22 protein-coding genes and 1 pseudogene are annotated in these 26,875 nt (G+C 67.2%); 4 read left to right on the plus strand and 19 right to left on the minus strand.

The window, feature by feature from the left end; translation table 11 throughout:
- Positions 1-25: 25 nt before the first annotated feature.
- From ACIUM1_RS10370 to ACIUM1_RS10395, 6 genes are all read right to left on the minus strand, one after another.
- Entirely contained in the window at positions 26-784 is a 759-nt protein-coding gene (locus ACIUM1_RS10370) for a PE family protein (protein WP_406817071.1), read from the minus strand.
- A gap of 163 nt (positions 785-947) precedes the next feature.
- Complete coding sequence (gene tuf, locus ACIUM1_RS10375; protein ID WP_406817072.1) at positions 948-2,138, minus strand: elongation factor Tu; 1,191 nt, start codon at positions 2,136-2,138, stop codon at positions 948-950.
- 110 nt (positions 2,139-2,248) lie between these two features.
- Positions 2,249-4,363, minus strand: a complete 2,115-nt coding sequence (fusA, locus tag ACIUM1_RS10380) for an elongation factor G (RefSeq protein WP_406817073.1) — start codon at positions 4,361-4,363, stop codon at positions 2,249-2,251.
- Between the two features lie 85 nt (positions 4,364-4,448).
- Entirely contained in the window at positions 4,449-4,919 is a 471-nt protein-coding gene (gene rpsG / locus ACIUM1_RS10385; RefSeq protein WP_007767793.1) for a 30S ribosomal protein S7, read from the minus strand.
- Complete coding sequence (rpsL, locus tag ACIUM1_RS10390; RefSeq protein ID WP_007767794.1) at positions 4,919-5,293, minus strand: 30S ribosomal protein S12; 375 nt, start codon at positions 5,291-5,293, stop codon at positions 4,919-4,921. The genes rpsG and rpsL overlap by 1 nt, the downstream gene beginning before the upstream one ends.
- 273 nt (positions 5,294-5,566) lie before the next feature.
- Positions 5,567-6,211, minus strand: coding sequence for a TetR/AcrR family transcriptional regulator (locus ACIUM1_RS10395; RefSeq protein WP_406817074.1), 645 nt, complete (start codon positions 6,209-6,211; stop codon positions 5,567-5,569).
- A 200-nt stretch (positions 6,212-6,411) separates the two neighbouring features.
- Between ACIUM1_RS10395 and ACIUM1_RS10400 the strand changes: the two genes are divergently transcribed.
- Together ACIUM1_RS10400 and ACIUM1_RS10405 are read left to right on the plus strand one after the other, a co-directional pair.
- Positions 6,412-6,786, plus strand: a complete 375-nt coding sequence (locus ACIUM1_RS10400; RefSeq protein WP_406817075.1) for a DUF3060 domain-containing protein — start codon at positions 6,412-6,414, stop codon at positions 6,784-6,786.
- 42 nt (positions 6,787-6,828) lie between these two features.
- Entirely contained in the window at positions 6,829-7,314 is a 486-nt protein-coding gene (locus ACIUM1_RS10405) for a DUF3060 domain-containing protein (RefSeq protein WP_406817076.1), read from the plus strand.
- Positions 7,315-7,341: 27 nt separating this feature from the next.
- On the opposite strand, the gene ACIUM1_RS10410 is transcribed toward ACIUM1_RS10405, so the two are convergent.
- The 9 genes from ACIUM1_RS10410 to ACIUM1_RS10450 form a co-directional block, all read right to left on the minus strand.
- Entirely contained in the window at positions 7,342-8,109 is a 768-nt protein-coding gene (locus ACIUM1_RS10410; RefSeq protein ID WP_406817077.1) for a crotonase/enoyl-CoA hydratase family protein, read from the minus strand.
- Positions 8,106-8,825, minus strand: a complete 720-nt coding sequence (locus ACIUM1_RS10415) for a PaaX family transcriptional regulator C-terminal domain-containing protein (RefSeq protein ID WP_406817078.1) — start codon at positions 8,823-8,825, stop codon at positions 8,106-8,108. Before ACIUM1_RS10415 ends, ACIUM1_RS10410 begins: the two co-directional genes overlap by 4 nt.
- 2 nt (positions 8,826-8,827) lie before the next feature.
- Positions 8,828-9,766 (minus strand): crotonase/enoyl-CoA hydratase family protein, encoded by a 939-nt coding sequence (locus ACIUM1_RS10420; protein ID WP_406817079.1) that lies wholly within the window; start codon positions 9,764-9,766, stop codon positions 8,828-8,830.
- Positions 9,763-11,391: an acyl-CoA dehydrogenase family protein gene (locus tag ACIUM1_RS10425; protein ID WP_406817080.1), complete on the minus strand. Its 1,629-nt coding sequence runs from the start codon at positions 11,389-11,391 to the stop codon at positions 9,763-9,765. The genes ACIUM1_RS10420 and ACIUM1_RS10425 overlap by 4 nt, the downstream gene beginning before the upstream one ends.
- Before the next feature lie 56 nt (positions 11,392-11,447).
- Positions 11,448-12,203: a deoxyribonuclease IV gene (locus tag ACIUM1_RS10430; RefSeq protein WP_406817081.1), complete on the minus strand. Its 756-nt coding sequence runs from the start codon at positions 12,201-12,203 to the stop codon at positions 11,448-11,450.
- 183 nt (positions 12,204-12,386) lie between these two features.
- Entirely contained in the window at positions 12,387-16,337 is a 3,951-nt protein-coding gene (locus ACIUM1_RS10435; protein WP_406817082.1) for a DNA-directed RNA polymerase subunit beta', read from the minus strand.
- A 61-nt stretch (positions 16,338-16,398) separates the two neighbouring features.
- On the minus strand, positions 16,399-19,920 hold the full coding sequence (locus ACIUM1_RS10440; protein WP_406817083.1) for a DNA-directed RNA polymerase subunit beta: 3,522 nt from the start codon (positions 19,918-19,920) through the stop codon (positions 16,399-16,401).
- Between the two features lie 391 nt (positions 19,921-20,311).
- The gene (locus tag ACIUM1_RS10445) at positions 20,312-21,322 is read right to left on the minus strand and encodes an ABC transporter ATP-binding protein (protein WP_406817084.1); all 1,011 of its coding nucleotides are present in this window, start codon (positions 21,320-21,322) and stop codon (positions 20,312-20,314) included.
- Between the two features lie 182 nt (positions 21,323-21,504).
- Positions 21,505-22,986 (minus strand): carotenoid oxygenase family protein, encoded by a 1,482-nt coding sequence (locus ACIUM1_RS10450; protein WP_406817085.1) that lies wholly within the window; start codon positions 22,984-22,986, stop codon positions 21,505-21,507.
- A gap of 71 nt (positions 22,987-23,057) precedes the next feature.
- Here ACIUM1_RS10450 and ACIUM1_RS10455 point away from each other — a divergent pair, with 71 nt between their 5' ends.
- The gene (locus ACIUM1_RS10455; protein WP_406817086.1) at positions 23,058-23,729 is read left to right on the plus strand and encodes a TetR/AcrR family transcriptional regulator; all 672 of its coding nucleotides are present in this window, start codon (positions 23,058-23,060) and stop codon (positions 23,727-23,729) included.
- Between the two features lie 49 nt (positions 23,730-23,778).
- Here the strand turns inward: ACIUM1_RS10455 and rplL are convergent, their stop codons facing one another.
- The 3 genes from rplL to ACIUM1_RS10470 all read right to left on the minus strand — a co-directional run bounded on the left by rplL (position 23,779) and on the right by ACIUM1_RS10470 (position 25,558).
- On the minus strand, positions 23,779-24,171 hold the full coding sequence (rplL, locus tag ACIUM1_RS10460) for a 50S ribosomal protein L7/L12 (protein WP_406817087.1): 393 nt from the start codon (positions 24,169-24,171) through the stop codon (positions 23,779-23,781).
- A gap of 45 nt (positions 24,172-24,216) precedes the next feature.
- Complete coding sequence (gene rplJ, locus ACIUM1_RS10465) at positions 24,217-24,858, minus strand: 50S ribosomal protein L10 (RefSeq protein WP_406817088.1); 642 nt, start codon at positions 24,856-24,858, stop codon at positions 24,217-24,219.
- 259 nt (positions 24,859-25,117) lie between these two features.
- The gene (locus ACIUM1_RS10470; RefSeq protein ID WP_406817089.1) at positions 25,118-25,558 is read right to left on the minus strand and encodes a DUF1772 domain-containing protein; all 441 of its coding nucleotides are present in this window, start codon (positions 25,556-25,558) and stop codon (positions 25,118-25,120) included.
- Positions 25,559-25,629: 71 nt separating this feature from the next.
- On the opposite strand from ACIUM1_RS10470, the gene ACIUM1_RS10475 reads away from it, so the two are divergent.
- Positions 25,630-25,959, plus strand: coding sequence for a winged helix-turn-helix transcriptional regulator (locus tag ACIUM1_RS10475; RefSeq protein ID WP_406817090.1), 330 nt, complete (start codon positions 25,630-25,632; stop codon positions 25,957-25,959).
- On the opposite strand, the pseudogene ACIUM1_RS10480 reads toward ACIUM1_RS10475, so the two are convergent.
- Positions 25,952-26,873 (minus strand): annotated as a pseudogene (locus tag ACIUM1_RS10480) (ROK family protein). The gene ACIUM1_RS10475 and the pseudogene ACIUM1_RS10480 sit on opposite strands and share 8 nt — an antisense overlap.
- Between the last annotated feature and the right edge of the window lie 2 nt (positions 26,874-26,875).

Consider the following 26,875-nt stretch of genomic DNA (forward strand, 5'->3'; position numbering starts at 1 on the left):
CTGCCCCTCCTCGGGGTCCGGTCGCCTATACCGGTTCGGAAGGCACGATCGGCACCCGCTTGACCGGGGCGCCGGCCGGTTGTGCCGGGTGTGCCGGCTGCGCCGCGGCGGGTGGAGCGGTTCGCGCCGACACCGGCATCGTCGGGGCCGGAGCGGTCTGCGTCGGCACCGCGGTCTGCATCGGCGCCACGGGGGTGCCGCCCGGCGTCGAAGGCAGCGGTTGGACGGGGGCCGGCGAACTGGCCGGAGCATAGGCCGGCATCGCCACCCGCGCCGCGCCGGCCGGCGTGGTGGCCGAGGCCAGCGTCGCCGATCCCGCCGGCGCCGCCGCGACCGGCGTGCCGGCCGGTGCGGGAGTCACCGCGGCCGCGGCAGGTGCCACCGCCGCGGCCAGCGGTCCCGCGGGCGCGGTCGGAGCGGATGTACCCACGGCGCCGGCGCTCACCGCCGGCACCTGCGCGGCCATCGACGCCGGGCCCGCCGCGGTCTGCAGCGGCGACGTGTTGGCGGCCTCGGCGAAGGCATATTGCGCCGCGCCGCCGTTCATCAGCTGCACGAACTGGCTGTGGAACGCGGCCGCCTGGGCGCTGAGCGCCTGATAGACCTGGGAGTGTGCGTCGAAAAGTGCGGCGATGCTCACGGACACCTCGTCGGCGCCGGGGGCCAGCACGCTCGATGTCGGACCGAATGCGGCGGTGTTGGCAGAACTGATCGTCGACCCGATCCTGGCTAAATCCCCGGCGGCAGCCGCGACGAATTCGGGCGTCGCTTGAACGAACGACATCGGCACCTCCCGCAACGCGACGGTCAGGAGAATTGTGAGTAAATCCTAAACCAGGCGTCGCCGCCGCCGCATGTTTTCTCCGCGCGTTGCTCCGGGCGGGGGCGGGCCCGAACACAAAGCCCGGATTGCCGAGTCGGCAATCCGGGCTTTGCGGTGGTTCGAACTACTTGATGATCTTGACGACCCGGCCGGCGCCGACGGTGCGGCCACCCTCACGGATCGCGAACCGCAGACCGTCGTCCATGGCGACGGGCTGGATCAGCTTCACCGAGATGTTGGTGTTGTCACCGGGCATCACCATTTCGGTGCCCTCCGGCAGCGTCACCACACCGGTCACGTCGGTGGTCCGGAAGTAGAACTGCGGACGGTAGTTGTTGAAGAACGGCGTGTGCCGGCCACCCTCGTCCTTGGACAGGATGTAGACCTGGCCCTCGAACTCGGTGTGCGGGGTGGTGGTGCCGGGCTTGGTCACGACCTGACCGCGCTCGACGTCCTCACGCTTGATACCGCGCAGCAACAGCCCGACGTTGTCGCCGGCCTGACCCTGGTCGAGCAGCTTGCGGAACATCTCCACACCGGTGACGGTGGTCTTGGTGCTGGTCGGCTTGATACCGACGATCTCGACCTCTTCGTTGACGTTGATGATGCCGCGCTCGACGCGACCGGTCACCACGGTGCCACGACCGGTGATGGTGAAGACGTCCTCGACGGGCATCAGGAACGGCTTCTCCGTCTCGCGGACCGGGTCCGGGATCGACTCGTCGACGGCATCCATCAGCTGCTCGACGGACTCGACCCACTTGGCGTCGCCCTCGAGCGCCTTGAGCGCCGAGACGCGCACGACCGGGGCGTCCTCGTCGAACTCCTGGGCGGCCAGCAGTTCGCGGACCTCCATCTCGACGAGCTCGAGCAGCTCCTCGTCGTCGACCATGTCGGCCTTGTTCAGCGCGACCAGGATGTAGGGCACGCCGACCTGACGGGCCAGCAGCACGTGCTCACGGGTCTGCGGCATCGGGCCGTCGGTGGCGGCGACCACCAGGATGGCGCCGTCCATCTGGGCCGCACCGGTGATCATGTTCTTGATGTAGTCGGCGTGACCCGGGGCGTCCACGTGGGCGTAGTGACGCTTCTCGGTCTGGTACTCCACGTGGGAGATGTTGATCGTGATACCGCGCTGACGCTCCTCGGGAGCGTTGTCGATCTGATCGAACGCGCGGGACTCGTTCAGGTTGGGGTACTTGTCATGCAGAACCTTGGTGATAGCCGCGGTCAGCGTGGTCTTGCCGTGGTCAACGTGACCAATGGTCCCGATGTTGACGTGCGGCTTCGTCCGCTCGAACTTCGCCTTCGCCACTTCTGTGTCCTCCTGGACTAGTTGGTGCTTGTTAAAGCAGTGTTGGTGTTTTCAGTTGTGCCGCGCCCAAGGCATGCCAATGACCCGGCAAGATTACTCCGGCCTGAGGCTTACTGGCCCGTCGCCTTCGCGATGATCTCCTTGGACACGTTCGCCGGCACTTCGGCGTAGGAGTCGAAGACCATGGAGTAGTTCGCCCGGCCTTGGGTCTTGGACCGCAGGTCGCCGACGTAGCCGAACATCTCCGACAGCGGCACGTGCGCCTTGACCACGCGCGCACCGCTCCGCTCCTCCATGGCCTGGATCTGGCCACGGCGGGAGTTCAAGTCGCCGATCACGTCGCCCATGTAGTCCTCGGGCGTGGTGACCTCGACGGCCATGATCGGTTCCAGAATGACCGGCTGTGCTTGCTGCGCAGCCTTTTTCAGCACCTGGGATCCGGCGATCTTGAACGCCATCTCCGACGAGTCGACCTCGTGGAAGGCGCCGTCGAGCAAGGTGACCTTCAAGTTCACCAGCGGATAGCCGGCCAGCACGCCGTACTGCATCGCGTCCTGGGCCCCGGCGTCCACCGACGGGATGTACTCACGCGGGATGCGTCCACCGGTGACCTTGTTCTCGAACTCGTAGGTCGCGCCGTCTTCACCGACGAACGGTTCCAGGTTGATGATCACCTTGGCGAACTGGCCAGAGCCGCCCGTCTGCTTCTTGTGGGTGAACTCGACGTTCTGCGCGGCCCGCTTGATGGTCTCCTTGTAGGCCACCTGCGGCTTGCCGACGTTGGCCTCGACCTTGAACTCGCGGCGCATCCGGTCCACCAGGATGTCCAGGTGCAGCTCGCCCATGCCGCCGATCACGGTCTGGCCGGTCTCCTGATCCAAGTGCACCTTGAACGTCGGGTCCTCTTCGGCCAGTTTCTGGATCGACAGGGACAGCTTCTCCTGGTCGCTCTTGGTCTTGGGCTCGATGGCCACCTCGATGACCGGGTCGGGGAAGGTCATCGACTCCAGCACGATCTGCTGGTTCGGGTCGCTCAGGGTGTCACCGGTGGTGGTGTCCTTGAGCCCGATCACCGCGTAGATGTGGCCGGCCGACGCCGTCTCCACCGGGTTCTCCTTGTTGGAGTGCATCTGGAACAGCTTGCCCAGCCGCTCCTTCTTGCCCTTCGTGGAGTTGATGACCTGCGAGCCGGAGTCAACCTTGCCCGAGTACACCCGGACGTAGGTCAGCTTGCCGAAGAACGGGTGCGTGGCGACCTTGAACGCCAGCGCCGAGAACGGCTCGTCCGTCGACGGCTTGCGCGTGATCAGCTCGTCCTCCTTGCCGGGGACGTGACCCTCAGCGGGCGGAACGTCCAGCGGCGACGGCAGGTAGTCGATGACCGCGTCGAGCATGGGCTGAACGCCCTTGTTCTTGAACGCGCTGCCGCACAGCACCGGGTACGCCTCGGAGCTGATGGTCAGCTTGCGGATCGCGCCCTTGATCTCGTCGACGGACAGTTCTTCCCCACCGAGGTACTTGTCCAGCAGGGCCTCGTCCGTCTCGGCGACGGCCTCGAGCAGCTTGGTGCGGTACTCGTCGGCCTTCTCCTGCAGGTCGGCCGGGAGGCTAGATAAGTCCAAGACGTCGTACTTCTCGCCGAGCTTGGCCTCCGCGCTCCAGACCTTGGCCTTCATCTCGACCAGGTCGACGACGCCCTCGAAGTCACCCTCGGAGCCGACGGGGATCTGGATCGGGATGACGTTGGCGCCCAGGCGCTCCTCCATGGTGCGCACCGAGAAGTAGAAGTCCGCGCCGATCTTGTCCATCTTGTTGACGAAGCAGATGCGGGGGACGTCGTACTTGTCGGCCTGCCGCCACACCTGCTCGGACTGCGGCTCGACACCTTCCTTGCCGTCGAACACGGCGACGGCGCCGTCGAGCACGCGCAGGCTGCGCTCCACCTCGACGGTGAAGTCGACGTGGCCCGGGGTGTCGATGATGTTGATCTGGTTGTCGTTCCAGAAGCAGGTGGTGGCGGCGGAGGTGATGGTGATCCCCCGCTCCTGCTCCTGCTCCATCCAGTCCATGGTGGCAGCGCCGTCGTGCACCTCACCGATCTTGTAGCTGATACCGGTGTAGTAGAGGATGCGCTCGGTCGTCGTCGTCTTGCCGGCATCGATGTGCGCCATGATGCCGATGTTGCGGACCTTGGTCAGGTCGGTCAGAACGTCCTTCTGTGCCACAGAAGTCTTCCCACTCTTTCGATTGCTTGATTAGTTCGCTGTCGGTTTGCGCCCGGCCACTCTGCCGACGGCGCCGTTGCGGCCCCTACCAGCGATAGTGCGCGAAGGCGCGGTTGGCCTCGGCCATCTTGTGGGTGTCCTCGCGCCGCTTGACGGCGGCGCCGAGGCCATTGCTGGCGTCCAGGATCTCGTTGGCCAGCCGCTCGACCATGGTCTTTTCGCGGCGCTGCTTGGAAAAGCTGACCAACCAACGCAGGGCCAGCGTCACGGAGCGATCCGGACGCACCTCGACGGGGACCTGGTACGTAGCGCCACCGACGCGGCGGCTGCGCACCTCGAGGGAGGGCTTGACGTTGTCCATTGCGCGCTTGAGCGTGATCACCGGGTCGGTACCTGTCTTTTCCCGGGCGTTTTCAAGCGCTCCATAAACAATGCGTTCGGCCAACGATTTCTTCCCGTCCAGCAGAACTTTGTTCACCAGCTGCGTCACCAGCTGCGACCCATAGACCGGGTCGTTGACCAACGGACGCTTCGGCGCGGGCCCCTTGCGCGGCATCAGCTCTTCTCCTTCTTGGCGCCGTAACGGCTGCGAGCCTGCTTGCGGTTCTTGACACCCTGGGTGTCGAGCGAACCGCGGATGATCTTGTACCGGACACCGGGCAGGTCCTTGACTCGACCACCACGCACCAGCACCATCGAGTGCTCCTGCAGGTTGTGGCCCTCGCCGGGGATGTAGGCGGTGACCTCAACCTGGCTCGTCAGCTTCACGCGGGCGACCTTCCGAAGCGCCGAGTTCGGCTTTTTCGGGGTGGTGGTGTACACGCGGGTGCATACGCCACGGCGCTGCGGGCTGCCCTTCAGGGCCGCGGTCTTGACCTTGGCGACCTTGTCGCGGCGACCCTTGCGGACCAGCTGCTGAATGGTTGGCATCTACCGGCTTTCTGTGTTCGTGTTCGGCATACTTCTAGCGTTCTCAAGTCTGTGTACTGCAGTTATGTCCGGCCGCTTCACCCCGCGTCCGGGTGTGTCGCATGCGCTGCGCACCGGAGAAGGTCCGATGCTTCGTGGACACGCGGATTCGCCCGGCATCCACTTCCTTACGGTCAGGCGCCGTAAGCCGCCAGGCACGAGGAACCACAATACCCGCCGCCGGTCTCGCAGGTCAAAGCGACGGCGGCGCTGGTAGTGGGTCGCCACGTTGCATTAGTAGCGGGCACCGTCGGCGGCGGTGCGCCTTTCCATACCCGCCGCCAGCCGCAGCACCATCTCGGAGAACAACGCGTCGGTGTCGATGTCGTCCATCACCCCGGTCATCTCCAGCAACACGAAGCCGTGCAGGGCGGACCAGAACTCCAGCGACGCGTGGAAGGCCGCCTCGCCGTCCAGCCCGTACGAGGACAACACGGCGATCACCGGTGCGGCCGCGCCGCGGGTCGCGGCCGTGTACTCGGGATCGTCACCGCCGAACGGCATCCGGGTGAAGGCCGAGTAGCGACCGGGGTGGTGGTGGGCGTAGCTGCGATAGGCGCCCGCCATCACCAGCACCGCGTCGTCGCGGGCGCGGCCCTCGCCGACCCGGTTGAGCATCGTGATGATGTCGTCGATCACGCGGATCCGCACCGCGCGCCGCAGGTCTTCCAGGCTGTCGACGTGGTTGTACAGCGACGGTCCCTTGGTGCCCAACTGCATCGCCAGCGCATTGATGGTCAGGGCGTCCCAGCCCTCGCGATCGAGGAACGTCAGGGCGCCGTCGATGATCGCGTCCCGGCTCAGCTTGGCCGGACGGGAGGCGGGCCGCCCCGCGCGTTGGCGTCCGGCCGCCGATGGCGGGTCCGGTGGAGCTGCCATGGCAGGTCGCCCTTCGATTGCTTGAACGGGTTGCGGTTGACTAATGACTCTAGTTGACGCCCGCCGGCGAATTAATCGCCCCGGCGGGGGTCTGACCGTCCGGCAAAGGGAAATAAACTCTCCCCACCGGGGTGGCAAATGCACGTAATGTCATGCTTGCCTCGTTTCGAGCAGCCGACCCGTCCAAAGGGGGCCCCGCAGTGAAGTGGACGACTGTCGCCGGGTCCCTGGCCACCTGCGTCGTCGCCCTCGTCGCCACCGCCGCCGCACCGCCGGTTGCGCGGGCCAAGAACGGCGACACCCACATCGTCGGGCAGGACATCGAGCAGACGATCGACTGCAACGACGCCACGCTGATGGTCAACGGCACCGGAATCAACGTCACCGCGCTGGGCAACTGCTACGCCGTGACGGTGATGGGCTCGTCGAACACCGTCATCGCCGACTCCGTATCGCACGACATCACCGTGTACGGCTACAACCAGACGGTGTTCTACAAGAGCGGTCAGCCGGCCCTGTGGGACCGCGGCCGCGAGCTCGGCATGACCAACCGGCTCCAGCAGGTGCCGGGCTAAACCACCGCAGCACAACATCATCCGATCCAGAATCGAGGAACCATGCCCGCCTACCTTCGTGACCGCTCGCTGCGCCTGGCCGTGCTGGCCGTGGCGCCGGCCGCCGCAGCCCTGATGCTGGCCGGCTGCAGCTCGACGGCCAACCCGCCGGCGGGATCTTCGACGACCACCACCACGACCAAGAGCAGCGCGACGACCAGCGCCGGCGCCGCGCCGACGACCGGCGGGGCGAGCACCACCGCGTCCATCGAGATCGGGAACACGATCAATTACGGATCGATGGGCACCACCACCACCCTTGACTGCGCCAGCGGCAAGTCGCTGAACGTCGGCGGCTCGGACAACACCCTGACCATCACCGGTACCTGCGAGACGGCCACCGTCACCGGCACCAACAACAAGATCACCCTCGACAAGGTCAACACCCGAATCACCGTGCTGGGGATGAACAACACCATCACCTACAAGGACGGTGACCCCAAGGTCGACAAGATCGGCCAGAGCAACACGATCAACAAGGGCAGCTGACCGGACGCGGCCGGCGCCGTCCCGCAACTAGCCGGCCGGCGCCCCGTGCCGTCCCGCGCCCGCCGCGAAGCGTCCGGCTCCTTCGTTCGCCTCCGCCGCCACCCGGGAGATGCTGGCGAATTCGAAATCGAGCGCGTCGGATTCCGTTGTGCCCCATTGGTGTAGCGCCGAGAGCCGGTCGGAACGCAGGCACTGCTGGGGCAGGGCCGCCAACTGCGCCGCGAGTTCCTCGGCGGCTTGGCGCGCCTGCCCTTTGGGGACAACCCGATTCGCCAATCCGATGGCCAGAGCTTCGTCCGCGGCCACCGCGCGGCCGGTGAGGATCATGTCCATCGCGCGGCTGTGCCCGATCAGCCGCGGCAGCCGGACGGTGCCGCCGTCGATCAGGGGGACGCCCCAGCGCCGGCAGAACACGCCGAACACGGCGTCCTCCTCGGCCACCCGCAGGTCGCACCAGACGGCCAGTTCCAGGCCGCCGGCGACGGCATAGCCGCTGACCGCGGCGATGACGGGTTTGGACAGCACCATCCGTGTCGGGCCCATCGGCCCGGGGCCGGTGCGATGCACGGCGTTGGCGTCGGGTGTGCCGAAGGCCTTCAAATCCGCTCCGGCACAGAAGGTTCCGCCCTCGCCCCACAGCACGGCCACCGACGCGGTGTCGTCGCGGTCGAACTCCTCGAACGCGGCGTGCAGCGCGGCGGCGGTCGGGCGGTTGACCGCGTTGCGCGCGGCCGGCCGGTCGATGATCACCGTCGTCACCGGGCCGTTGCGCTCGATACGCACCGGTGCAGTCATGTCGCCTCCGCAAATAGTGGTTCGCGCCGCGCCAGCAGCTCAGCGGCGAAGTCGTGATAGGCCGCCCGCAACCGGGCGCCCGGCCAGTCGTCCGGCAGCAGCTCGTCGGGCAGCACCGGATCGGTGAGCAGGTGGCGCACCGTCGCCGCTGCCACCAGGAAACGGCCGGGAATGTCTGGCGCTGCGGCCATCTCGTCGAGCAGCCGCTGGCCGGTCTGGGCCCAGGCGGGCAGGTCCCACAGCTGCGCGGCCAGCTCGGCTGGGTCGTCGTCGCGCGCCCGCAGCACCCTGGCCTGCGCGGTGACCTCGGGGCCGGGCTCGCCCTCGATGTTGTCGGGGCGCATCCACACCCCTTCGCGGAGTTCGCCGAAACGCTTGTCGTGCAAGGTGGTTCGCAGCGCCGCGCGGGTGCGGGCGTCCTTTCCCACGCCGGTCACCACGAGCGTGACCCACTCGCCGTTCCACGGATGCAGGCGCGGGTCGATGGCATCGTCCTGGCGCCGCTGACGGGCCAGCAGGCGATCCGAGAGCCGGTAGCCGTCGGCGCTGCGGATCAGGTCACCGGCACCGACCATGCGGGTCAGCGCCACCCGCAGCGTCGACTCCTTGATACCGAAATCGGAAGTGAGCCTGATCAATTCGTTGGCGCGCGCGTGCGCGGGGTGCGCACCGAGCAGCACGCTGAGCACCACCGACCGCGCCGTCATGTCCGGCATAGCTACACTCCGGACGCGCGGCGGCCGTGGTCACCGAACGGTTCGTCGCGATGCCGCACCGCCTCTCGGAAGCCGTGCTCGACCGCGTCGGCGACGAAGGCGTGGCCCTCGGGCGTGTGCCGGGCCACGCCGTCGAACACCGTGCTGACCATCCGGCTGGTCGCCACACCCTGTTGCAGCAGAGCGGAATTCAGCGCGAGTTTGACCATGATCAGCTGGTTGACCGGCACCGCGGCGATGCGCTGGACCAGCCGTTCGGTGCGCTCGTCCAGGTCCGCCGGGTCCGGCGCCTCGACCGCCCAACCCCACTCGGCGGCCTGTTTTCCGGTGATGCAATCCCCGGTGAACAACAGCCTTTTCGCGCGCTGGTCGCCCAGCCGATGCGCCCACAGGCCGGCCGCGGGCACACCCCACACTCGGGTCGGCGGGTAGCCGATCTTGGCGTCGGCGGCCGCGATCACCTGGTCGGCGTGCAGCGCGATGTCGGTGCCGCCGGCCACGCAGTAGCCGTGGATCTTGACCACCGTCGGCTTGTCGGCGTGCATGAGGCTGGAGAAGCCTCGCACGAAGCGACTCATCATCTGGTAGTCGATCATCGGGTCCCACGGCTGATCCGCAAGATGGTTGACCGCCTGGGTCTTGCCGTCCAGCACGGTGCCCTGATACGCACCGGTGCCGCCGGCCGAGCCGGTGCGATCGGCGTAGGCACTCAGGTCGAAGCCCGCGCAGAAACCCTCGCCGCGACCGGACACCAGGATGACGTGCACATTCGGGTCGAGGTCGGCGCGTTCCACCAACGCCGACAGCTCCAGCGGGGTGTCCGCGACGATCGCGTTGCCCTTGTCCGGCCGGTTGAAGGTGATCCGCGCAACCCGATCGGTGACCTGGTAGGTCATCGTTTTGAGGTTGTCGAAGTCGACCGGCCTGATCGCGTGGGTCATCCCTTAACTAGAGCACGCTCGAGAATCGGTGCGAGATCCAGACCGTCCGGCATGGTGCCGAACGCACCGCCCCAGCGGCGGTCGAGGCGGGTGGTCAGGAAGGCCTCCGCGACGGCGGGGTGGCCGTGGCGAACCAGCAGCGCGCCCTGCAGCGCCAGGCAGATGTCTTCGGCCACCTTGCGGCCGCGGTAGGCGATGGTCGCCAGGTCGCCCAACTGATCGCGCAGCCGACCGACATGGCCGGCCAGCCGCGGGTCCTGACCCGCGCCCTCGGCGAGTTCGTCGAACAGCACCTCGATGCATTCGGGGCGAGTTGCCATGGCACGCAAAGTGTCCAATGCGCTGACGTTGCCCGATCCCTCCCAGATCCCCATCAGCGGCGCCTCGCGGTACAGCCGCGGCATCCCGGAGTCCTCCACATAGCCGTTGCCGCCCAGGCATTCCAGCGCCTCGGCGGCGTGCGGCGTGGAACGCTTGCACACCCAGTACTTGCTCGCCGCCAGGCCGATCCGGCGCAGCAGCGCCTCTCGTTGGTCGCCGCGCACCGCCTTGTCGGTGGCGCCGGCCATCCGCATCGCGACCATGGTTGCCGCCTCCGCCTCGACGGCCAGGTCGGCCAGCACGTTACGCATCAGCGGTTGGTCGATCAGGTAGGCGCCGAACGCCTTTCGATGCTGGGCGTGATAGACCGCCCGGGTCAGGCCGGTGCGCATGCTGGTGGCGCTGCCCAGCGTGCAATCCAGCCGGGTGAGATTCACCATCTCGATGATGGTGGGCACGCCGCGCCCTTCCTCGCCCACCAGCCACGCGATCGCGCCGTCGTATTCGACCTCGCTGGACGCGTTGGCGTGGTTGCCGAGCTTGTCCTTGAGCCGCTGCAGGAACATCCGGTTGCGGGTGCCGTCGGGCAGCACCCGGGGCAGCAGGAAGCAGGACAGCCCGCCCGGCGCCTGGGCCAGCACCAGGAAGATGTCGCACATCGGCGCCGAGGTGAACCACTTGTGACCGGTCAGGCTGTAGGTGCCGTCGGCGTTGGGGGTCGCCTCGGTGGTGCCGGCACGCACGTCGGAGCCGCCCTGTTTCTCGGTCATCGACATGCCGGCGGTGATGCCGGGCTTGGTGGTGGCCGGCCTGAGCTCCGGGTCGTATTCGCGGCTGGTCAGCAGCGGCTCGTACACCTTGGCCAGCTCCGGGTTGAACCGCAGCGCCGGAACGACGGCATACGTCATCGAGATCGGGCAGATGTGGCCGGGCTCGACGGTCCACACCGATGTTTTGGCGGCGCGGACGACGTGCGCGCCCGGGCGCTCGTCGGCCCACGGCGCGGCGTGCATGCCGTGGGCGATCGCCGCGCGCATCAGTTCGTGGTAGGCGGGGTCGTATTCGACCTCGTCGATGCGGTGTCCGTTGCGGTCGTGGGTGTGCAGGACAGGCCGGTTGCGATCGGCGAGCTCGCCCCACCGCTGCGCCTGTTGGGTGGCCGACAGCGCGCCCACCTCGTTCACCTCGTCCAGGCCCCACTGTCCGCCCTCGCGGATCAGGGCCTCGATGAGCACCGCGGAGCTGGCGGGGTTGTGGTTGTCCAGGGGCGGGACCTGGTTGGTGACGACGTGGGTATCCGGCATGCCACCAATGTTACATTTCCACGACGGTTGCACAAGAGGTGTAACAGTCGGGTGGGTCAGCCCTCGGCGTGCTCGCGGAGAAACGCGATGTCGTCCTTGCGGCCCTCGTCGGCCGTCTCGCAGATCACCGGCGCATCGGCGGCCCTGACTACCGCGGCGAGCAGCTGCGGGTCGATCTGGCCGGTGCCGAAGTTGGCGTGCCGGTCGGCCCCGGAGCCTGCCGCGTCCCGCGAGTCGTTGCAGTGCACCAGATCGATGCGTCCGGTGATCGCCCTGATCCGATCGACCGCATCGATCAGGGCCTCACCGGCGGCCCAGGCGTGACAGGTGTCCAGGCAGAAGCCAATTCCCTTGTCGCCGATGTGGTCCCACAGTTTGCCGATGGTGTCGAAATGGCGGGCCATTGCATGGTCGCCGCCGGCGGTGTTTTCCAGATACACGGGCACGTCCGTGTCCAGGTAGTCCAGTGCCTTGACCCACCGCTGGAAGCCGGCTTCCATGTCGTCGTCGTCGGCGTGGCCGCCGTGCACGATGACCGCCGTCGCGTTGATGTCCGAGGCCGCATCGCAGGTGTCCTGCAAGATTTTGCGGGACGGGATCCGGATGCGGTTGTTCGCCGAGGCGACGTTGATGAGGTACGGCGCATGGACGTAGAGCGGCACGGTAGCCGCCTTGAGCGCCTCGGCATCGTCGCGGGGTTTGGGCTTCTTCCAGCTCTGCGGGTTGCCGAGGAAGAACTGCACCACGTCGGCGCCGTCGGCTTGCGCGGCGGCCAGCGGGTCGTCGTTGCGGACGTGTGAACCGATGAGCACGTCGGCCAGTCTAGTGACGGGCGCCGACGCCGCGAGCGTCGACCGCGGGCGTGAAGTTAGTTTCACGCTCGTCGCCGAGTGGGCAGTTACCTTCACGTTCGGCGCGGTAAGTGCGGGGCAAGCACGGGGAGCGCCGGGCATGAAAAAGCCCCGGGCGAAAACCCGGGGCTTTTTCGTTGCTTACTACCGGTAATCCGAGTAGCCGTAGTCGTCCAGCGGCACCGCGGCGCCGGTGGCCTGGCCGAAGTCCGGGCTGTAGTACTGATCCTCGTAGGACGGGATCGTGTACGCGGCGGCCCGGGCCTCCTCGGTCGGCTGCACCTGGATGTTGCGGTACCGGTTGATACCGGTACCGGCCGGGATCAGCTTTCCGATGATCACGTTCTCCTTCAGACCGTTGAGCTTGTCGCTGCGGCAGTTGATCGCCGCATCGGTCAGCACTCGCGTGGTCTCCTGGAACGACGCCGCACTCAACCACGAATCGGTGGCGAGGCTCGCCTTCGTGATGCCCATCAGTACCGGACGGCCGGCGGCGGGCTCGCCACCCTCGGCCACCACCCGGCGGTTCTCCGCCTCGAACTCCGCACGGTCGATCAGCGAGCCGGGCAGGAACTCCGTCGAGCCCGAGTCGATGATGGTGACGCGGCGCAGCATCTGGCGAACGATCACCTCGATGTGCTTGTCGTGGATCGACACACCCTGAGCGCGGTAGACCTCCTGGACCTCGCGGACCAGGTGGATCTGCACCTCGCGGGGGCCCTGCACGCGCAGCACCTCGTGCGGGTCGGCCGAGCCTTCCATCAGCTGCTGGCCCACCTCGACGTGGTCGCCGTCGGACAGCACCCGCTCGGAACCGTCTTCGTGCTTGAAGACCCGCAGCCGCTGCCGCTTGGAGAGCTTGTCGTACACGACCTCTTCGCTCCCGTCGTCGGGAACGATGGTGATCTTGTAGAAGCGCTCGCCCTCCTCGAGCTGCACCCGCCCGGTGACGTCGGCGATCGGCGCCTTGCCGCGCGGGATGCGGGCCTCGAACAGCTCCTGCACGCGGGGCAGACCGCCGGTGATGTCCTCACCGACACCACCCTGGTGGAAGGTACGCATGGTCAGCTGGGTACCGGGCTCACCGATGGACTGCGCCGCGACGATACCGACGGCCTCGCCGATGTCGACCAGCTTCCCGGTGGCCATGGAGCGTCCGTAACAGGTCGCACACACACCGGTACCGGTGGTGCACGTCAGCACCGAGCGCACCTTGACCGAGGTGATGCCCGCGGCCAGCAGGGCCTCGATCTCCGGGTCACCCAGGTCCTCGCCACGCGGAACCACAACGTTGCCGGCCTCGTCGACCGCGTCGGCCCCCAGCGTCCGTGCGTACGCCGAGGTTTCGATGTACGGGTCGCGGATCACGGTGCCGTCCGGCTGACGCTCGGCCAGCTCGACGATGATGCCCCGCTCGGTCTCGCAGTCGTGCTCGCGGACGATGACGTCCTGGCTGACGTCCACCAGACGACGGGTCAGGTAACCCGAGTCAGCGGTACGCAACGCGGTGTCGGCCAAGCCTTTTCGAGCGCCGTGCGTGTTGATGAAGTACTCCAGCACGGTCAGGCCCTCACGGAACGAGGACTTGACCGGACGCGGGATGAACTCACCCTTCGGGTTGGTCACCAGACCCTTCATGCCGGCCAGCGTCCGGGTCTGAGTGAAGTTACCCGTGGCGCCCGAGTCCACGATCGTGATGATCGGGTTGTCGGCCGGGTAGTGCTCACGCAGCGCCTGACCGACCTCGTCGGTGGCTTCCTTCCAGATCTCCACCAGCGCCTCGTTGCGCTCGTCGTGGTTCAAAGCACCACGCTGGAACTGCTTTTCGACCTTCTCGGCCCGCTCCTCGTACTGATCGAGGATCTCCTTCTTCCGCGGCGGGACGAGCACGTCGGCCATCGAGACCGTGACACCGCTGCGGGTCGCCCAGTAGAAACCGGCGTCCTTGAGCTTGTCCACGGTCTGCGCGACCACGATCATCGGGTAGCGCTCGGCCAGATCGTTGATGATCGACGCCTGCACCTTCTTGTGCATCTGCTTGTTCACGAACGGGTAGCCCACCGGCAGCAGTTCGTTGAAAAGCACACGACCCAAAGTGGTCTCGGCCATCCAGGCGTCGCCCGGCTGCCAGCCGTTGGCGCCGAACAGCTCGGCCTCGATGTCGGCGGGCGGGCGCAACTGGGTCAGCCGCACCTTGATCTTGGCCCGCACCGACAGCACGCCACGGTCGGACGCCATGATCGCCTCGGCCGGCGAGGAGTACACCCCGACCTCAGGCTCGTCCTTGGCGGCCGGCTTGAACTCACCCTTGTCGCCGTCAACCTCGGTGGTGAGGTAGTACAGACCGGTCACCATGTCCAGACGCGGCATGGCCAGCGGGCGGCCCGACGCGGGCGACAGGATGTTGTTGGACGACAGCATCAGGATGCGGGCCTCGGCCTGCGCCTCGGCGCTCAGCGGCAGATGCACCGCCATCTGGTCACCGTCGAAGTCGGCGTTGAACGCCTCACACACCAGCGGGTGCAGCTGGATCGCCTTGCCTTCCACCAGCATTGGTTCGAAGGCCTGGATACCCAGCCGGTGCAGGGTGGGCGCGCGGTTCAGCAGCACCGGGTGCTCGGCGATGACCTCTTCGAGGACATCCCACACCTGGGGACGCTGACGCTCCACCATCCGCTTGGCGCTCTTGATGTTCTGCGCGTGGTTGAGGTCGACCAGCCGCTTCATCACGAACGGCTTGAACAGCTCCAGCGCCATCAGCTTGGGCAGACCGCACTGGTGCAGCTTGAGCTGCGGACCGACCACGATGACCGAACGGCCCGAGTAGTCGACACGCTTACCGAGCAGGTTCTGGCGGAACCGGCCCTGCTTACCCTTGAGCAGGTCGCTCAGCGACTTCAGCGGGCGGTTACCCGGCCCGGTGACCGGGCGGCCGCGGCGGCCGTTGTCGAACAGCGCATCCACCGACTCCTGCAGCATCCGCTTCTCGTTGTTGACGATGATCTCGGGCGCGCCGAGGTCGATCAGCCTCTTGAGGCGGTTGTTCCGGTTGATCACCCGGCGGTACAGGTCGTTCAGGTCCGACGTGGCGAACCGGCCACCGTCGAGCTGCACCATCGGGCGCAGCTCCGGCGGAATCACCGGCACCGCGTCGAGCACCATGCCCATCGGGGAGTTGCCGGACTGCTGGAACGCCGCGACGACCTTCAGACGCTTGAGGGCGCGAAGCTTCTTCTGCCCCTTGCCGTTCTTGATGACGTCACGCAGCGACTCGGCCTCGGCGTCGATGTCGAAGTTCTCGATCAGCTTCTGGATCGACTCCGCACCCATGGCGCCGGTGAAGTACTCACCGAACCGGTCGATCAGCTCGCGGTAGAGGTTCTCGTCCACGATCAGCTGCTTGGGAGCCAGCTTGGTGAAGGTGGTCCAGATCTCCTCGAGCCGGTCCAGCTCGCGCTGGGCCCGGTCCCGCAGCTGACGCATCTCGCGCTCACCGCCGTCACGGACCTTGCGGCGCGCGTCGGCCTTGGCGCCCTCGGCCTCCAGCTCGGCCAGGTCGGCCTCCAGCTTCTGCGCGCGAGCCTCCAGGTCGGCGTCGCGCTGGTCCTCAATGGCCTTGCGCTCCACCATCATTTCGGCCTCGAGCGTGGAGAGCTCGTTGTGGCGCATCTCCTCGTCGACGGAGGTGATGACGTAGGCGGCGAAGTAGATGATCTTCTCGAGATCCTTCGGCGCCAGGTCGAGCAGGTAGCCCAGCCGGCTCGGCACACCCTTGAAGTACCAGATGTGCGTGACCGGCGCCGCCAGCTCGATGTGACCCATCCGCTCGCGGCGCACCTTGGCCCGGGTCACCTCGACGCCACAGCGCTCACAGATGATGCCCTTGAACCGGACACGCTTGTACTTGCCGCAGTAGCACTCCCAGTCGCGAGTCGGTCCGAAGATCTTCTCGCAGAACAGGCCGTCCTTCTCCGGCTTCAGCGTGCGGTAGTTGATCGTCTCCGGCTTCTTGACCTCGCCGTAAGACCATTGCCTGATGTCCTCCGCGGTGGCCAGGCCGATGCGGAGTTCATCGAAGAAGTTGACGTCGAGCACGTAACTCCCTTTCCCCTTGCGGGTTTAGTTACCAATAAAGAGGCTGGCTGCGGCGTTGTCGCTAAGCCAGGTCCTCAACAGACGCGGATTCGTTGCGGGACAGGTTGATTCCCAGGTTCGCCGCTGCCCGCTCAAGGTCTTCGTCCTCGCCTTCGCGCAGCTCGATCGCCGCACCGTCCGAGGAGAGCACCTCGACGTTGAGGCAGAGCGACTGCAGTTCCTTGAGCAACACCTTGAAGGACTCGGGAATGCCCGGCTCCGGGATGTTCTCGCCCTTGACGATCGCCTCGTACACCTTGACCCGGCCGACGGTGTCGTCGGACTTGATGGTCAACAGCTCCTGCAGCGTGTACGCCGCGCCGTAGGCCTGCATGGCCCAGCACTCCATCTCACCGAAGCGCTGGCCACCGAACTGCGCCTTACCACCCAGCGGCTGCTGCGTGATCATCGAGTACGGACCGGTGGAGCGGGCGTGGATCTTGTCGTCCACCAGGTGGTGCAGCTTCATGATGTACATGTAGCCGACGGTCACCGGGTACGGGAACGGCTCGCCGCTGCGGCCGTCGAACAGCACCGCCTTGCCGTCTCCGTCGACCATGACTTCGCCGTCGCGGTTGGGCAGCGTGCAGGACAGCATGCCCTGCAGCTCCTCCTCCTTGGCGCCGTCGAACACCGGCGTCGACACGATCTGGTTCGGCTGCGCGTGCAGCAGCTGCTCGGGCAGGTTGGCCGCCCACTCGGGTGAGCCGTCGATGTTCCAGCCGGACTTGGCCACCCACCCCAGGTGGGTCTCCAGGATCTGACCGATGTTCATCCGTCGCGGCACACCGTGGGTGTTCAGGATGATGTCCACCGGCGTGCCGTCCGGCAGGAACGGCATGTCCTCCTGCGGCAGGATCTTGCCGATGACGCCCTTGTTGCCGTGGCGTCCGGCGAGCTTGTCACCGTCGGAGATCTTGCGCTTCTGGGCCACATAGACGCGCACCAGCTCGTTCACACCGGCCGGCAGCTCGTCGTCGTCCTCGCGGGAGAACACCCGGATGCCGATGACCTTGCCGGACTCGCCGTGCGGCACCTTCAGTGAGGTGTCGCGGACCTCGCGGGCCTTCTCGCCGAAGATCGCGCGCAGCAGCCGCTCCTCCGGGGTCAGCTCGGTCTCCCCCTTCGGGGTGACCTTGCCGACCAGGATGTCGCCGTCGCGAACCTCGGCGCCGATCCGCACGATGCCACGCTCGTCCAGGTCGGCGAGCACCTCGTCGGAGACGTTCGGGATGTCCCGGGTGATCTCCTCGGCGCCCAGCTTGGTGTCGCGGGCGTCGATCTCGTGCTCCTCGATGTGGATCGAGGTGAGCACGTCCTCCTCAACCAGCCGGTTGGACAGGATGATCGCGTCCTCGTAGTTGTGACCTTCCCACGGCATGATCGCCACCAGCAGGTTCTTGCCCAGGGCCATCTCACCGTTCTCGGTGCAGGGACCGTCGGCGATGACCTGGCCGGCCTCGACCCGCTCCCCCGCGTCGACGATCGGTGACTGGTTGGCGCAGGTTCCGTGGTTGGACCGCTCGAACTTGCGCATCCGGTAGGTGTGCCGGGTGCCGTCGTCGGCCATCACGGTGATGTAGTCGGCGGAGACCTCCTCGATCACCCCGGCCTTGTCGGCCACCACCACGTCGCCGGCGTCGATCGCCGCGCGCAGCTCCATGCCGGTACCCACCAGCGGCGCCTCGCTGCGCACCAGCGGAACCGCCTGGCGCTGCATGTTGGCGCCCATCAGGGCACGGTTGGCGTCGTCGTGCTCGAGGAACGGGATCATGGCCGTGGCCACCGACACCATCTGGCGCGGCGACACGTCCATGTAGTCCACCTCGGACGAAGGCACGTACTCGACCTCGCCCGCCTTCCGGCGGACCAGGACGCGGGACTCTTCGAACCGGCCCTCGGCGTCGATCGGCGAGTTGGCCTGCGCCACGACGTGGCGGTCCTCCTCGTCGGCGGTCAGGTAGTGGATCTCGTCGGAGACCACACCGTCGACCACCTTGCGGTAGGGCGTCTCGATGAACCCGAACGGGTTGACCCGGGCGTACACCGACAGCGAGCCGATCAGACCGATGTTCGGACCCTCCGGGGTCTCGATCGGGCACATCCGGCCGTAGTGCGACGGGTGGACGTCACGGACCTCCAGGCCGGCGCGCTCACGGGACAGACCGCCGGGGCCCAGCGCCGACAGGCGACGCTTGTGGGTGAGCCCGGACAGCGGGTTGTTCTGGTCCATGAACTGCGACAGCTGGCTGGTGCCGAAGAACTCCTTAATCGCGGCGACCACCGGCCGGATGTTGATCAGGGTCTGCGGCGTGATGGCCTCGACGTCCTGAGTGGTCATCCGCTCCCGGACCACGCGCTCCATCCGCGACATGCCGACCCGGATCTGGTTCTGGATCAGCTCGCCCACGGTGCGCAGCCGGCGGTTGCCGAAGTGGTCGATGTCGTCGGTCTCCACCGGCACCTCGGTGCCGCCGGGGACAGTCATGACAGCGGGCTGGCCATCCGTGCGGGCGTGGTGCAGGCGCACCAGGTATTCGATGGTGGCGACGACGTCTTCCTCGGTCAGCGTCGACGACGTGATCGGCTCGCCCGTGTGCAGGCCCAGCTTCTTGTTGACCTTGTAGCGGCCGACGCGGGCCAGGTCGTAGCGCTTCTCCTTGAAGAACAGGTTCTCCAGCAGGGTCTGCGCGGACTCCTTGGTCGGCGGCTCGCCCGGACGCAGCTTGCGGTAGATGTCCAGCAGCGCCTCGTCGGTGCCGGCGGTGTTGTCCTTCTCCAGCGTCGACATCATGATCTCGGAGAAGCCGAACCGCTCGGTGATCTGCTCGTTGGTCCAGCCCAGCGCCTTGAGCAGCACGGTGACCGGCTGGCGGCGCTTGCGGTCGATGCGGACACCGACGGTGTCGCGCTTGTCGACGTCGAACTCCAGCCACGCACCGCGGCTCGGAATCACCTTGACGCTGTGCAGCAGCTTCTCGGTGGACTTGTCGATGGTCTCGTCGAAGTACACACCCGGCGAGCGGACCAGCTGGCTGACCACCACACGCTCGGTCCCGTTGATGATGAAGGTGCCCTTCTCGGTCATCATCGGGAAGTCACCCATGAAGACCGTCTGGCTCTTGATCTCACCGGTGTTGTTGTTGATGAACTCGGCCGTGACGAACAGCGGGGCCGCGTACGTCATGTCCTTGTCTTTGCACTCGTCGACCGGCGCCTTGACCTCGTCGAAACGCGGGTCGGAGAACGACAGCGACATCGAGCCGGAAAAGTCCTCGATCGGCGAGAGCTCGTAGAGCACCTCTTCCAGGCCACCCACCGGAGTCACGTCCCCGCGGGCGGCGGCGGCCTCACGCCACCGCGGCGCGCCGATCAACCACTCGAAGGAGTCGATCTGCACGTCAAGCAGGCCGGGAACCTCGAGCGGTTCGCGGAGCTTGGCGAAGGAAACTCGGTTGGGCGCTCCAGGCACGGAGCCGTTTGAGGAACTTCCGTTAGAGGAACTTTGTGGGCGATCCGTCTTGCTCTGGCGGAAATCTGCCAAGATGCATCCTTCCAGCACCTCGTGCGACTCACCAAGGCCGGGACCACCGGCCAGCTCGCCGCGAATTTTGTCGGTTCGGCTGGCGGACGATCTGTCCGGATCTCACGCGCAACTAGAACTAAGCCACGCAATCGGGCTCAGGCTTAGACCACGGTGTCAGGTGGCGGGTGAGGTGGGCAGGAGGTAGCCAGCGCAACGTCCAACAATAGCGCAGGACGGCGCATTCCTCAACACCCCAGCATGAGCGGTCCAGGGACATCGGCGCTGGCTGGCATCTCGACTTTCCGCTGGATACATGCTGCCCAACAGACTGGCCCGTTTAGGGCCCGTCGTCAAGAGGGCGGGCCGTGTGTTACGCGGAGTTATCGCGAAACCCACTCGGCGCCGCGCCCTACTCGCCGACCTCGTGCGCGCGGTACTTGTGGGTGCCTTCCATGTCGTCGATGATCGCGGCTTGCGCCTTCTGCGGCAGGGTGTGCAAGATCTCGCGCACCCTGGCCTGGCGGCGGGCGACGGCCTTGCGCTCCGGCATGCCCGGCGACGCGACGATCTGCGGGGGCACGCCCTCGATCTCCTCGACACCGCCGGCATGCTGCCCGGCGTCCAGGGCGGCCTGCTCTTCGGCCATGGTGGCCTCGTCCTTTTCCTCGGACATGCCGATCGGACCGATCCGGCGGCCGTTGAGGAACTGCCGCACCACGGGCTCGTCGCTGGTCAGCAGCACCTCGCGGGGCCCGAACATGACCAGCTTGCGGCGGAACAGCATGCCCATGTTGTCCGGCACGGTGCGCGCGATGTTGATGTTGTGCGTCACGATCAGCACCGTGGCGTCGATCTGGGCGTTGATGTCGAGGATCAACTGGCTCAGGTAGGCGGTACGGACCGGGTCCAGACCGGAGTCCGGCTCGTCGCACAGGATGATCTGCGGGTCCATCACCAGGGCGCGGGCCAGGCTGGCGCGCTTGCGCATACCGCCGGAGATCTCGCCGGGGAACTTCTTCTCGTCGCCACCGAGACCGACCAGGGTCAGCTTCTCCATGACGATGTCACGGATCTCGCTTTCCTTCTTCTTGGTGTGCTCGCGCAGCGGGAAGGCCGCGTTGTCGAACAAGTTCATCGAACCGAACAGGGCGCCATCCTGGAACATCACCCCGAACAGCGTGCGGATCTCGTAGAGCTCCTTGGCCGTGCACTGCAGGATGTCGGTGCCGTCGATGACCACCGAGCCGCGCTCAGGCCGCAACAAACCGATCAAGGACTTCAGGAAGACCGATTTGCCGGTACCCGATGGCCCCAGCAGGACGCTGACTTCCCCGGCGGGGATTTCCAACGTCACGTCTTCCCAAATCCTCGAGGAGCCGAAGGACTTCGTCAGTCCATTCACCTCGATAGCGACGCCCATGGGAAATCCTTCCGTTGACACTCGTGCCCGCCACCTGCCCTTTTGTGTGGCATGAGTCACTGTAGCGCACGCCTGCCACACGGCATCAGGGATGCGGAGCACGGCGGGCAAAAATTGGCCGGGTTGAGATCACCCGCCAGGCCGCGCGGCACCGCTTATTCGACGCACGTTCCGGCCGAAGGTTAGCCAGTGGGCGCCCAGTTGCCGTGGAAGCCCATCGGCACCCGCTGCGGCAGATGGACGGTGGCCACCTGTTCGAGCGTCTGGGCGTCCAGCAAAAGCAATTGGCCTTCGTCGAGGTCGCGGTGATAGCCGAAGCCCATCAGGATGCCGTCGTCCTCGGCGCGGGCCGTGAAGTTGGGCACAAAGCACATCTCGCCGAGCAACAGGCCGGGGTCGAGGGCCGCAACCTGGCGCGAGCCCGTCGCATAGTCGTGTTTGAACAGTCCGGATCCGCCGCCGGCGAACTGCGCGCCGACGGTGTAGCCGAATCGGTGCCGGCCACCCAGCAACTCCTCGTTGATCCGGGGGAACTCCTGTGACTGATCGTCGCGGCATTCGGTGCCGACCGCACCGCTGGCGAGGTTGATGGTCCAGCGGTCCAGCACCGGGGTGCTCTCGCCGGGGCCGCGACGGTCGCGGTCGAACATCCGGGCGTAGCGCACCACGTCGAGCACCAAAACCTCGGCGTCGCCGCGCATCTCGGAGTAGGCATTCAGTGGGTGATAGACGTAGCAGGGCGCAATGTCGAACCAGCGGATGTCTTTGTTTCCGCCTTCGCGGGGCATGACCCCGATGCGCGCCGGGTAGTGCGGGTTCCAGGCATAGGGCATCCGGTCGGAGTGCCGCGCGTCACGGTTCATCCTGGCGTTGATCGGGCTCGGCACCCGCACCCGCCCGATCAGCGACTGCAGCACCAGACGGGCCGGCAGCGTCAGCCAGGACGGCATGTTCTGCGGTAGCACCTGCACCGGATCGAAGGTCACCGGCAGGTCGTAGATCACCACGTATTTGTCGGTCAGCGAGAAGTCGTGCATCATCGGCGACCCGCCGACCTCGATGTCCACCGTGCGGCGGGCGCGGCCGGCGGCATCGATCACCGAGTACTGCACGGTCCGTCCGCGCGCGAACGAGTACGAGATCGCGTGCAGTTCCCCGGTGCGTGGGTCGCGGTGCGGATGCGCGGTGTAGCCGCCCGCCAGCGTGCCGTCGAAGTCGCACGTTCCAACGGTGTCCAACTCGTCGGTGAGTTCGTAGTTGGCGACGCCGCCCTCCACCAGTGCCAGGGTCCGCCCGGCATGGCTCAACACGCTGGTGTTGGCCCCCAGGCTCAGCAATCCGGCGCGCGGGTCGAGCCGTCCTGGCGCCGGTTCACCGAGCGTGCGGCACACCGATGCGCTGCGTACCCAGCGGTTGCGGTACCAGCGGGCCTGCCCGCCCTGCAGCGCCACGCCGTGCACCATGCCGTCGCCGCTGAACCAGTGGTAAACGGCCGGGTCCACCTCGGCGGCCGGGTTGGGCCCGTTGCGCAGGTAGCGCCCGTCCAGGTGGTCGGGGATGCGTCCGGTGACGCGCAGATCGTGCGCGGTGACTTCCGCGCTCACCGGCGCCAGGAAGTCCTCGAGGTAGGGGTTAGCGGGCTTGACGGAAGTCGTTGTCGCCATGGCTGAGCTCCTATAACATCGTTATGTCAGCGTTATTGGGACGGTACGCCCTTAATGAGAAGATGGCAACGATGACTTCCGGTGTTCAGCGCGACGTCCGCGCGGAGATGCTGCACGCTGCGGTCGGCCTGCTCGACGAGCACGGGCCCGACGCCCTGCAGACGCGCAAGGTGGCCGGCGCCGCGGGGACCTCCACGATGGCGGTCTACACCCATTTCGGCGGGATGCGGGGGCTGATCGCCGAGGTGGCCGAGGAGGGCCTGCGCCAGTTCGACGAGGCACTGACGGTGCCGCAGACCGCCGACCCGGTCGCCGACCTGTTTCGCACCGGCGCGGCCTACCGCCGCTACGCGATCAGGCGCCCACACATGTATCGGCTGATGTTCGGCAGCACCAGCGCGCACGGCATCAACGCGCCCGTCCACAATGTGCTGACGCTGACCGTCGCCGAGATCGAGCGGAACTACCCCAGCTTCGCGCACGTGGTTCGGGGTGTGCACCGGTGCATGCTGGCCGGCCGGATCACGGTGGGCGCCGCCGACGACGATGCGTCCGTGGTGGCCACCGCGGCCCAGTTCTGGGCGTTGATCCACGGGTTCGTCATGCTGGAGTTGGCCGGCTATTACGGTGACGACGACTCGGCGGTCGGGCCGGTGCTCGGTGCGATGACTATGAATCTGCTTGCCGCCCTTGGTGATTCACCCGAGCGACTGGCGCAGTCGCTGCTGTCGGCCAGGGATTGAACGCACGAAACCCCCGGGATGGTGATCCCGGGGGTTTGCGCGCAGTGACTTACTTGACGGTGACGGTGGCGCCGGCGGCCTCGAGCTTGGCCCTGGCGTCGTCGGCGGCCTCCTTGGCCACCCGCTCCAGCAGCGGCTTGGGCGCGCCGTCGACCAGGTCCTTGGCCTCCTTGAGGCCCAGGCCGGAGACGATCTCGCGGACCACCTTGATCACGCCGATCTTCTTGTCACCGGCGGCCTCGAGGATCACGTCGAACTCCGACTGCTCCTCGGCGGCCTCGGCGGGCGCGCCACCACCGGCGGGGCCGGCCGCGGCAACGGCGACCGGAGCGGCCGCGGTGACCTCGAAGGTCTCCTCGAACTTCTTCACGAAGTCGGAGAGCTCCAGCAGGGTCATTTCCTTGAAAGCGTCGAGCAGGTCGTCGGTAGACATCTTTGCCATGGGTGTGGGTCCTTCCTTGTGTTTCCCAGGTTCCGGGGTTGGGTGTTATTCGGCTTCGGCCGGGGTTTCCGGCGCCTCGGCGGCCGCTTCCGAAGCGGGTTCTGCGGTGGCTTCCGCGGCGGGCTCCGCGGCGGCCGCGGGTTCCGCAGCAGCGGCGGGGCCTGCCGGAGCTTCAGCGGCCTTCTTCTCTTGCAGGGCGGCCGCCAGCCGGGCGACCTGCGAGGCCGGGGCGTTGAACAGCCCGGCCGCCTTGGCCAGGTTGCCCTTCATCGCGCCGGCCAGCTTGGCCAGCAGCACCTCGCGCGACTCGAGGTCGGCGATGCGCTCGACTTCGGCGACCGTGAGCGCACGGCCGTCCATGTAGCCGCCCTTGATGACCAGCGCCTTGTGTTCCCTGGCGAAGGTCTTGATGGCCTTGGCGGCGTCGACCGGTTCTCCGGTGACGAATGCGATGGCCGTCGGACCGGCGAAAAGCTCGTCGAGCCCCTCGACCCCGGCCTCCGAAGCCGCCCGCTTGATCAACGTGTTCTTGGCCACCGAGTAGGTGGCCGCCCCGTTGAGCGAGCGCCGCAGCTCGGCCAGGTTGGCGACGGTCAGACCGCGGTACTCCGTGATCAGCGTCGCGGTCGATTCCTTGAACTGCTCGGCGATGTCTGCAACGGCGGTGGCCTTGTCAGCCCTGGCCATGCCTACCTCCTGATGTGAAAGTCAATGCGACGTGTCGTCTCGATGCCCCCGCAGAACGACGAACGCCCCGGCGCAGAAGCGGCCGGGGCGTGCAGATGCGCCGGCGCGGGCCGGCGCTGATGCCTCGTCCTCCTGCGTGGGCCGCCGGGATGCTCCCGGACCTTCAACCGATTGCTCGGTGACCGACGGTCTTCGGTGGATCGGCTAACAGGATAGCGTGGCCCGCCCGATCAGCCAAAACGGCGGCCTCGGCGACCGCTCAGGTGACGGCGAGGGCCAGCAGGACGAACACCGCCATCAACAGGATCACCCGCACGCGGTGCCGTCGGTCCCAGCGGGCCGCGAGTTCGCGGGAGACCTCCCCGGTGCTCGGCCATTTCGCGATGCGGTTGTTGATCGGCACCAGCATGGTGACCGTCAGCAGTATCACGGCGGCCATCAGACCCGCGGCGACGCCGCAGAGCCAGTCGCGCTGCTCACCGCGTTCCTGGATGGCGAGCGAGGCCAGCAACAGCAGGACGACGGCGTACCAGAACGGCATCGTCGTGCCGAGCGCCCGGCCGGCGCCGCCGCGCGCCGCGCGGAAGGCGTCGTCGGGCAGCCGCGCGATGAGCGGGTGAAAGAAGACCGCGACCGCCAGCTCCACGCCGACCAGCAATCCGGTGACGACGACCGCGAGTGCGTCGATGCTGTGGTTCATGGCAATGACCCTGACGGTTATGCTGACAAATAGCAAGGTACTGACAAATTAGTCAGCGTGGGGAGCGTCCGATGGCCGTATCCAAGAAGGAAGTCAGCGACTGCCCGATCGACGCCGCGCTGTCGGTCATCGACGGCCGCTGGAAGGGCACCATCCTGTGGCGGTTGTGCGACGGCCCGATGCGTACCGCCGAGTTGCGGCGCAGCATCCCCGGCATCACCGAACGCATGCTCATCCGGCATCTGCATGAACTGGTGGACGACGGGATCATCGAGCGCCACGATGCGCGCACGGTGCCGCCGTGCGTGCACTATTCGATTTCCGAATACGGCATGACGCTGGTCCCGGTGCTGGCCAGCCTGTGCGACTGGGGTCGCAAGCACATGCAGCGGGTCAGCTGAGACCCGCGAGCCGGGCCGCGCCGATCAGGCCCGCCGCCCCGCCGAGCTCGCCCGGCACCACCCGCAGCCCGGACAGGAAGTCCAGGCCGGCGTATTCGGCGAGCTTCGCCCGCAGTGGGTCGAACAGCAGCGGCCCGGATTCGGCGACGCCTCCCCCGATCACCACGAGATCCAGATCGCACACCGCGCCGACCGAGGCGATCATCGCGGCGAGCGCGTTGGCTCCGCAACCAAAGGTCCGCTGCGCCAACGGGTCTCCGCGCGCCGCCGCGGCTGCCAGCTCGCGGGCGCCGGCGCCGGGCGGGGCGGACCAGCCGGCCTCCCGGGCCCGGCGCACCATCCACGGCCCGGACGCGACGGTCTCCACGCAGCCGTGACCGCCGCAGGTGCAGGGCCGGCCGTCCAGTTCGACCACCACGTGCCCGACGTGACCGGCGTTGCCGGTGCGTCCCGAGTAGGGGACTCCGTCGAGCACCAGTCCGCCGCCCACCCCGGTGGACACCACCATGCCCAGCACGAATCGGGCGTCCCGGCCCACGCGTTTGCCCGCCCCGATCCACTGCTCCGCCAACGCCATACAGACGCCGTCACCGGCCAGCACCACCGGTAGCCCCGGCACCGCCGCGGCGACCCGGTCGCGCAACGGGAAACGGTCCCAGCTGTGGATGTTGATCGGGCTGACGGATCCGCTGGGCAGGTCGATGGGCCCGGCCGACGCGATCCCCACGGCGCCGACCGGGGCGTCCGCGGCCCGCAGCGCCCGGGCGATCATGGCTTCGACGGCGGCCCACACGTCGTCGGCGGCGGGCGTGACGGGGGGTGGGGCGGGTGGCGGTGTACACCAGCTCGCCACCCGAATCGGCCAGCGCGGCAGCGATTTTGGTGCCGCCGATGTCCAGGCAGAGGGTAAGCATGG

Source organism: Mycobacterium sp. M23085, from assembly GCF_045343915.1.
Lineage (GTDB): Bacteria > Actinomycetota > Actinomycetes > Mycobacteriales > Mycobacteriaceae > Mycobacterium.

What these genes read in the sequence shown, in the direction of transcription:
- rpsL (WP_007767794.1), bottom strand. Translation starts at nt 5,293, where the DNA reads ATGCCAACCATTCAGCAGCTGGTCCGCAAGGGTCGCCGCGACAAGGTC.
- ACIUM1_RS10410 (WP_406817077.1), bottom strand. Translation starts at nt 8,109, where the DNA reads ATGACTGCACCGGTGCGTATCGAGCGCAACGGCCCGGTGACGACGGTG.
- ACIUM1_RS10450 (WP_406817085.1), bottom strand. Translation starts at nt 22,986, where the DNA reads ATGGCGACAACGACTTCCGTCAAGCCCGCTAACCCCTACCTCGAGGAC.
- ACIUM1_RS10370 (WP_406817071.1), bottom strand. Translation starts at nt 784, where the DNA reads ATGTCGTTCGTTCAAGCGACGCCCGAATTCGTCGCGGCTGCCGCCGGG.
- ACIUM1_RS10425 (WP_406817080.1), bottom strand. Translation starts at nt 11,391, where the DNA reads ATGCCGGATACCCACGTCGTCACCAACCAGGTCCCGCCCCTGGACAAC.
- ACIUM1_RS10445 (WP_406817084.1), bottom strand. Translation starts at nt 21,322, where the DNA reads ATGGGCGTCGCTATCGAGGTGAATGGACTGACGAAGTCCTTCGGCTCC.
- ACIUM1_RS10405 (WP_406817076.1), top strand. Translation starts at nt 6,829, where the DNA reads ATGCCCGCCTACCTTCGTGACCGCTCGCTGCGCCTGGCCGTGCTGGCC.
- rplL (WP_406817087.1), bottom strand. Translation starts at nt 24,171, where the DNA reads ATGGCAAAGATGTCTACCGACGACCTGCTCGACGCTTTCAAGGAAATG.
- ACIUM1_RS10470 (WP_406817089.1), bottom strand. Translation starts at nt 25,558, where the DNA reads ATGAACCACAGCATCGACGCACTCGCGGTCGTCGTCACCGGATTGCTG.
- ACIUM1_RS10420 (WP_406817079.1), bottom strand. Translation starts at nt 9,766, where the DNA reads ATGACCCACGCGATCAGGCCGGTCGACTTCGACAACCTCAAAACGATG.
- ACIUM1_RS10415 (WP_406817078.1), bottom strand. Translation starts at nt 8,825, where the DNA reads ATGCCGGACATGACGGCGCGGTCGGTGGTGCTCAGCGTGCTGCTCGGT.
- ACIUM1_RS10395 (WP_406817074.1), bottom strand. Translation starts at nt 6,211, where the DNA reads ATGGCAGCTCCACCGGACCCGCCATCGGCGGCCGGACGCCAACGCGCG.
- ACIUM1_RS10455 (WP_406817086.1), top strand. Translation starts at nt 23,058, where the DNA reads ATGACTTCCGGTGTTCAGCGCGACGTCCGCGCGGAGATGCTGCACGCT.
- rplJ (WP_406817088.1), bottom strand. Translation starts at nt 24,858, where the DNA reads ATGGCCAGGGCTGACAAGGCCACCGCCGTTGCAGACATCGCCGAGCAG.
- rpsG (WP_007767793.1), bottom strand. Translation starts at nt 4,919, where the DNA reads ATGCCGCGCAAGGGGCCCGCGCCGAAGCGTCCGTTGGTCAACGACCCG.
- ACIUM1_RS10475 (WP_406817090.1), top strand. Translation starts at nt 25,630, where the DNA reads ATGGCCGTATCCAAGAAGGAAGTCAGCGACTGCCCGATCGACGCCGCG.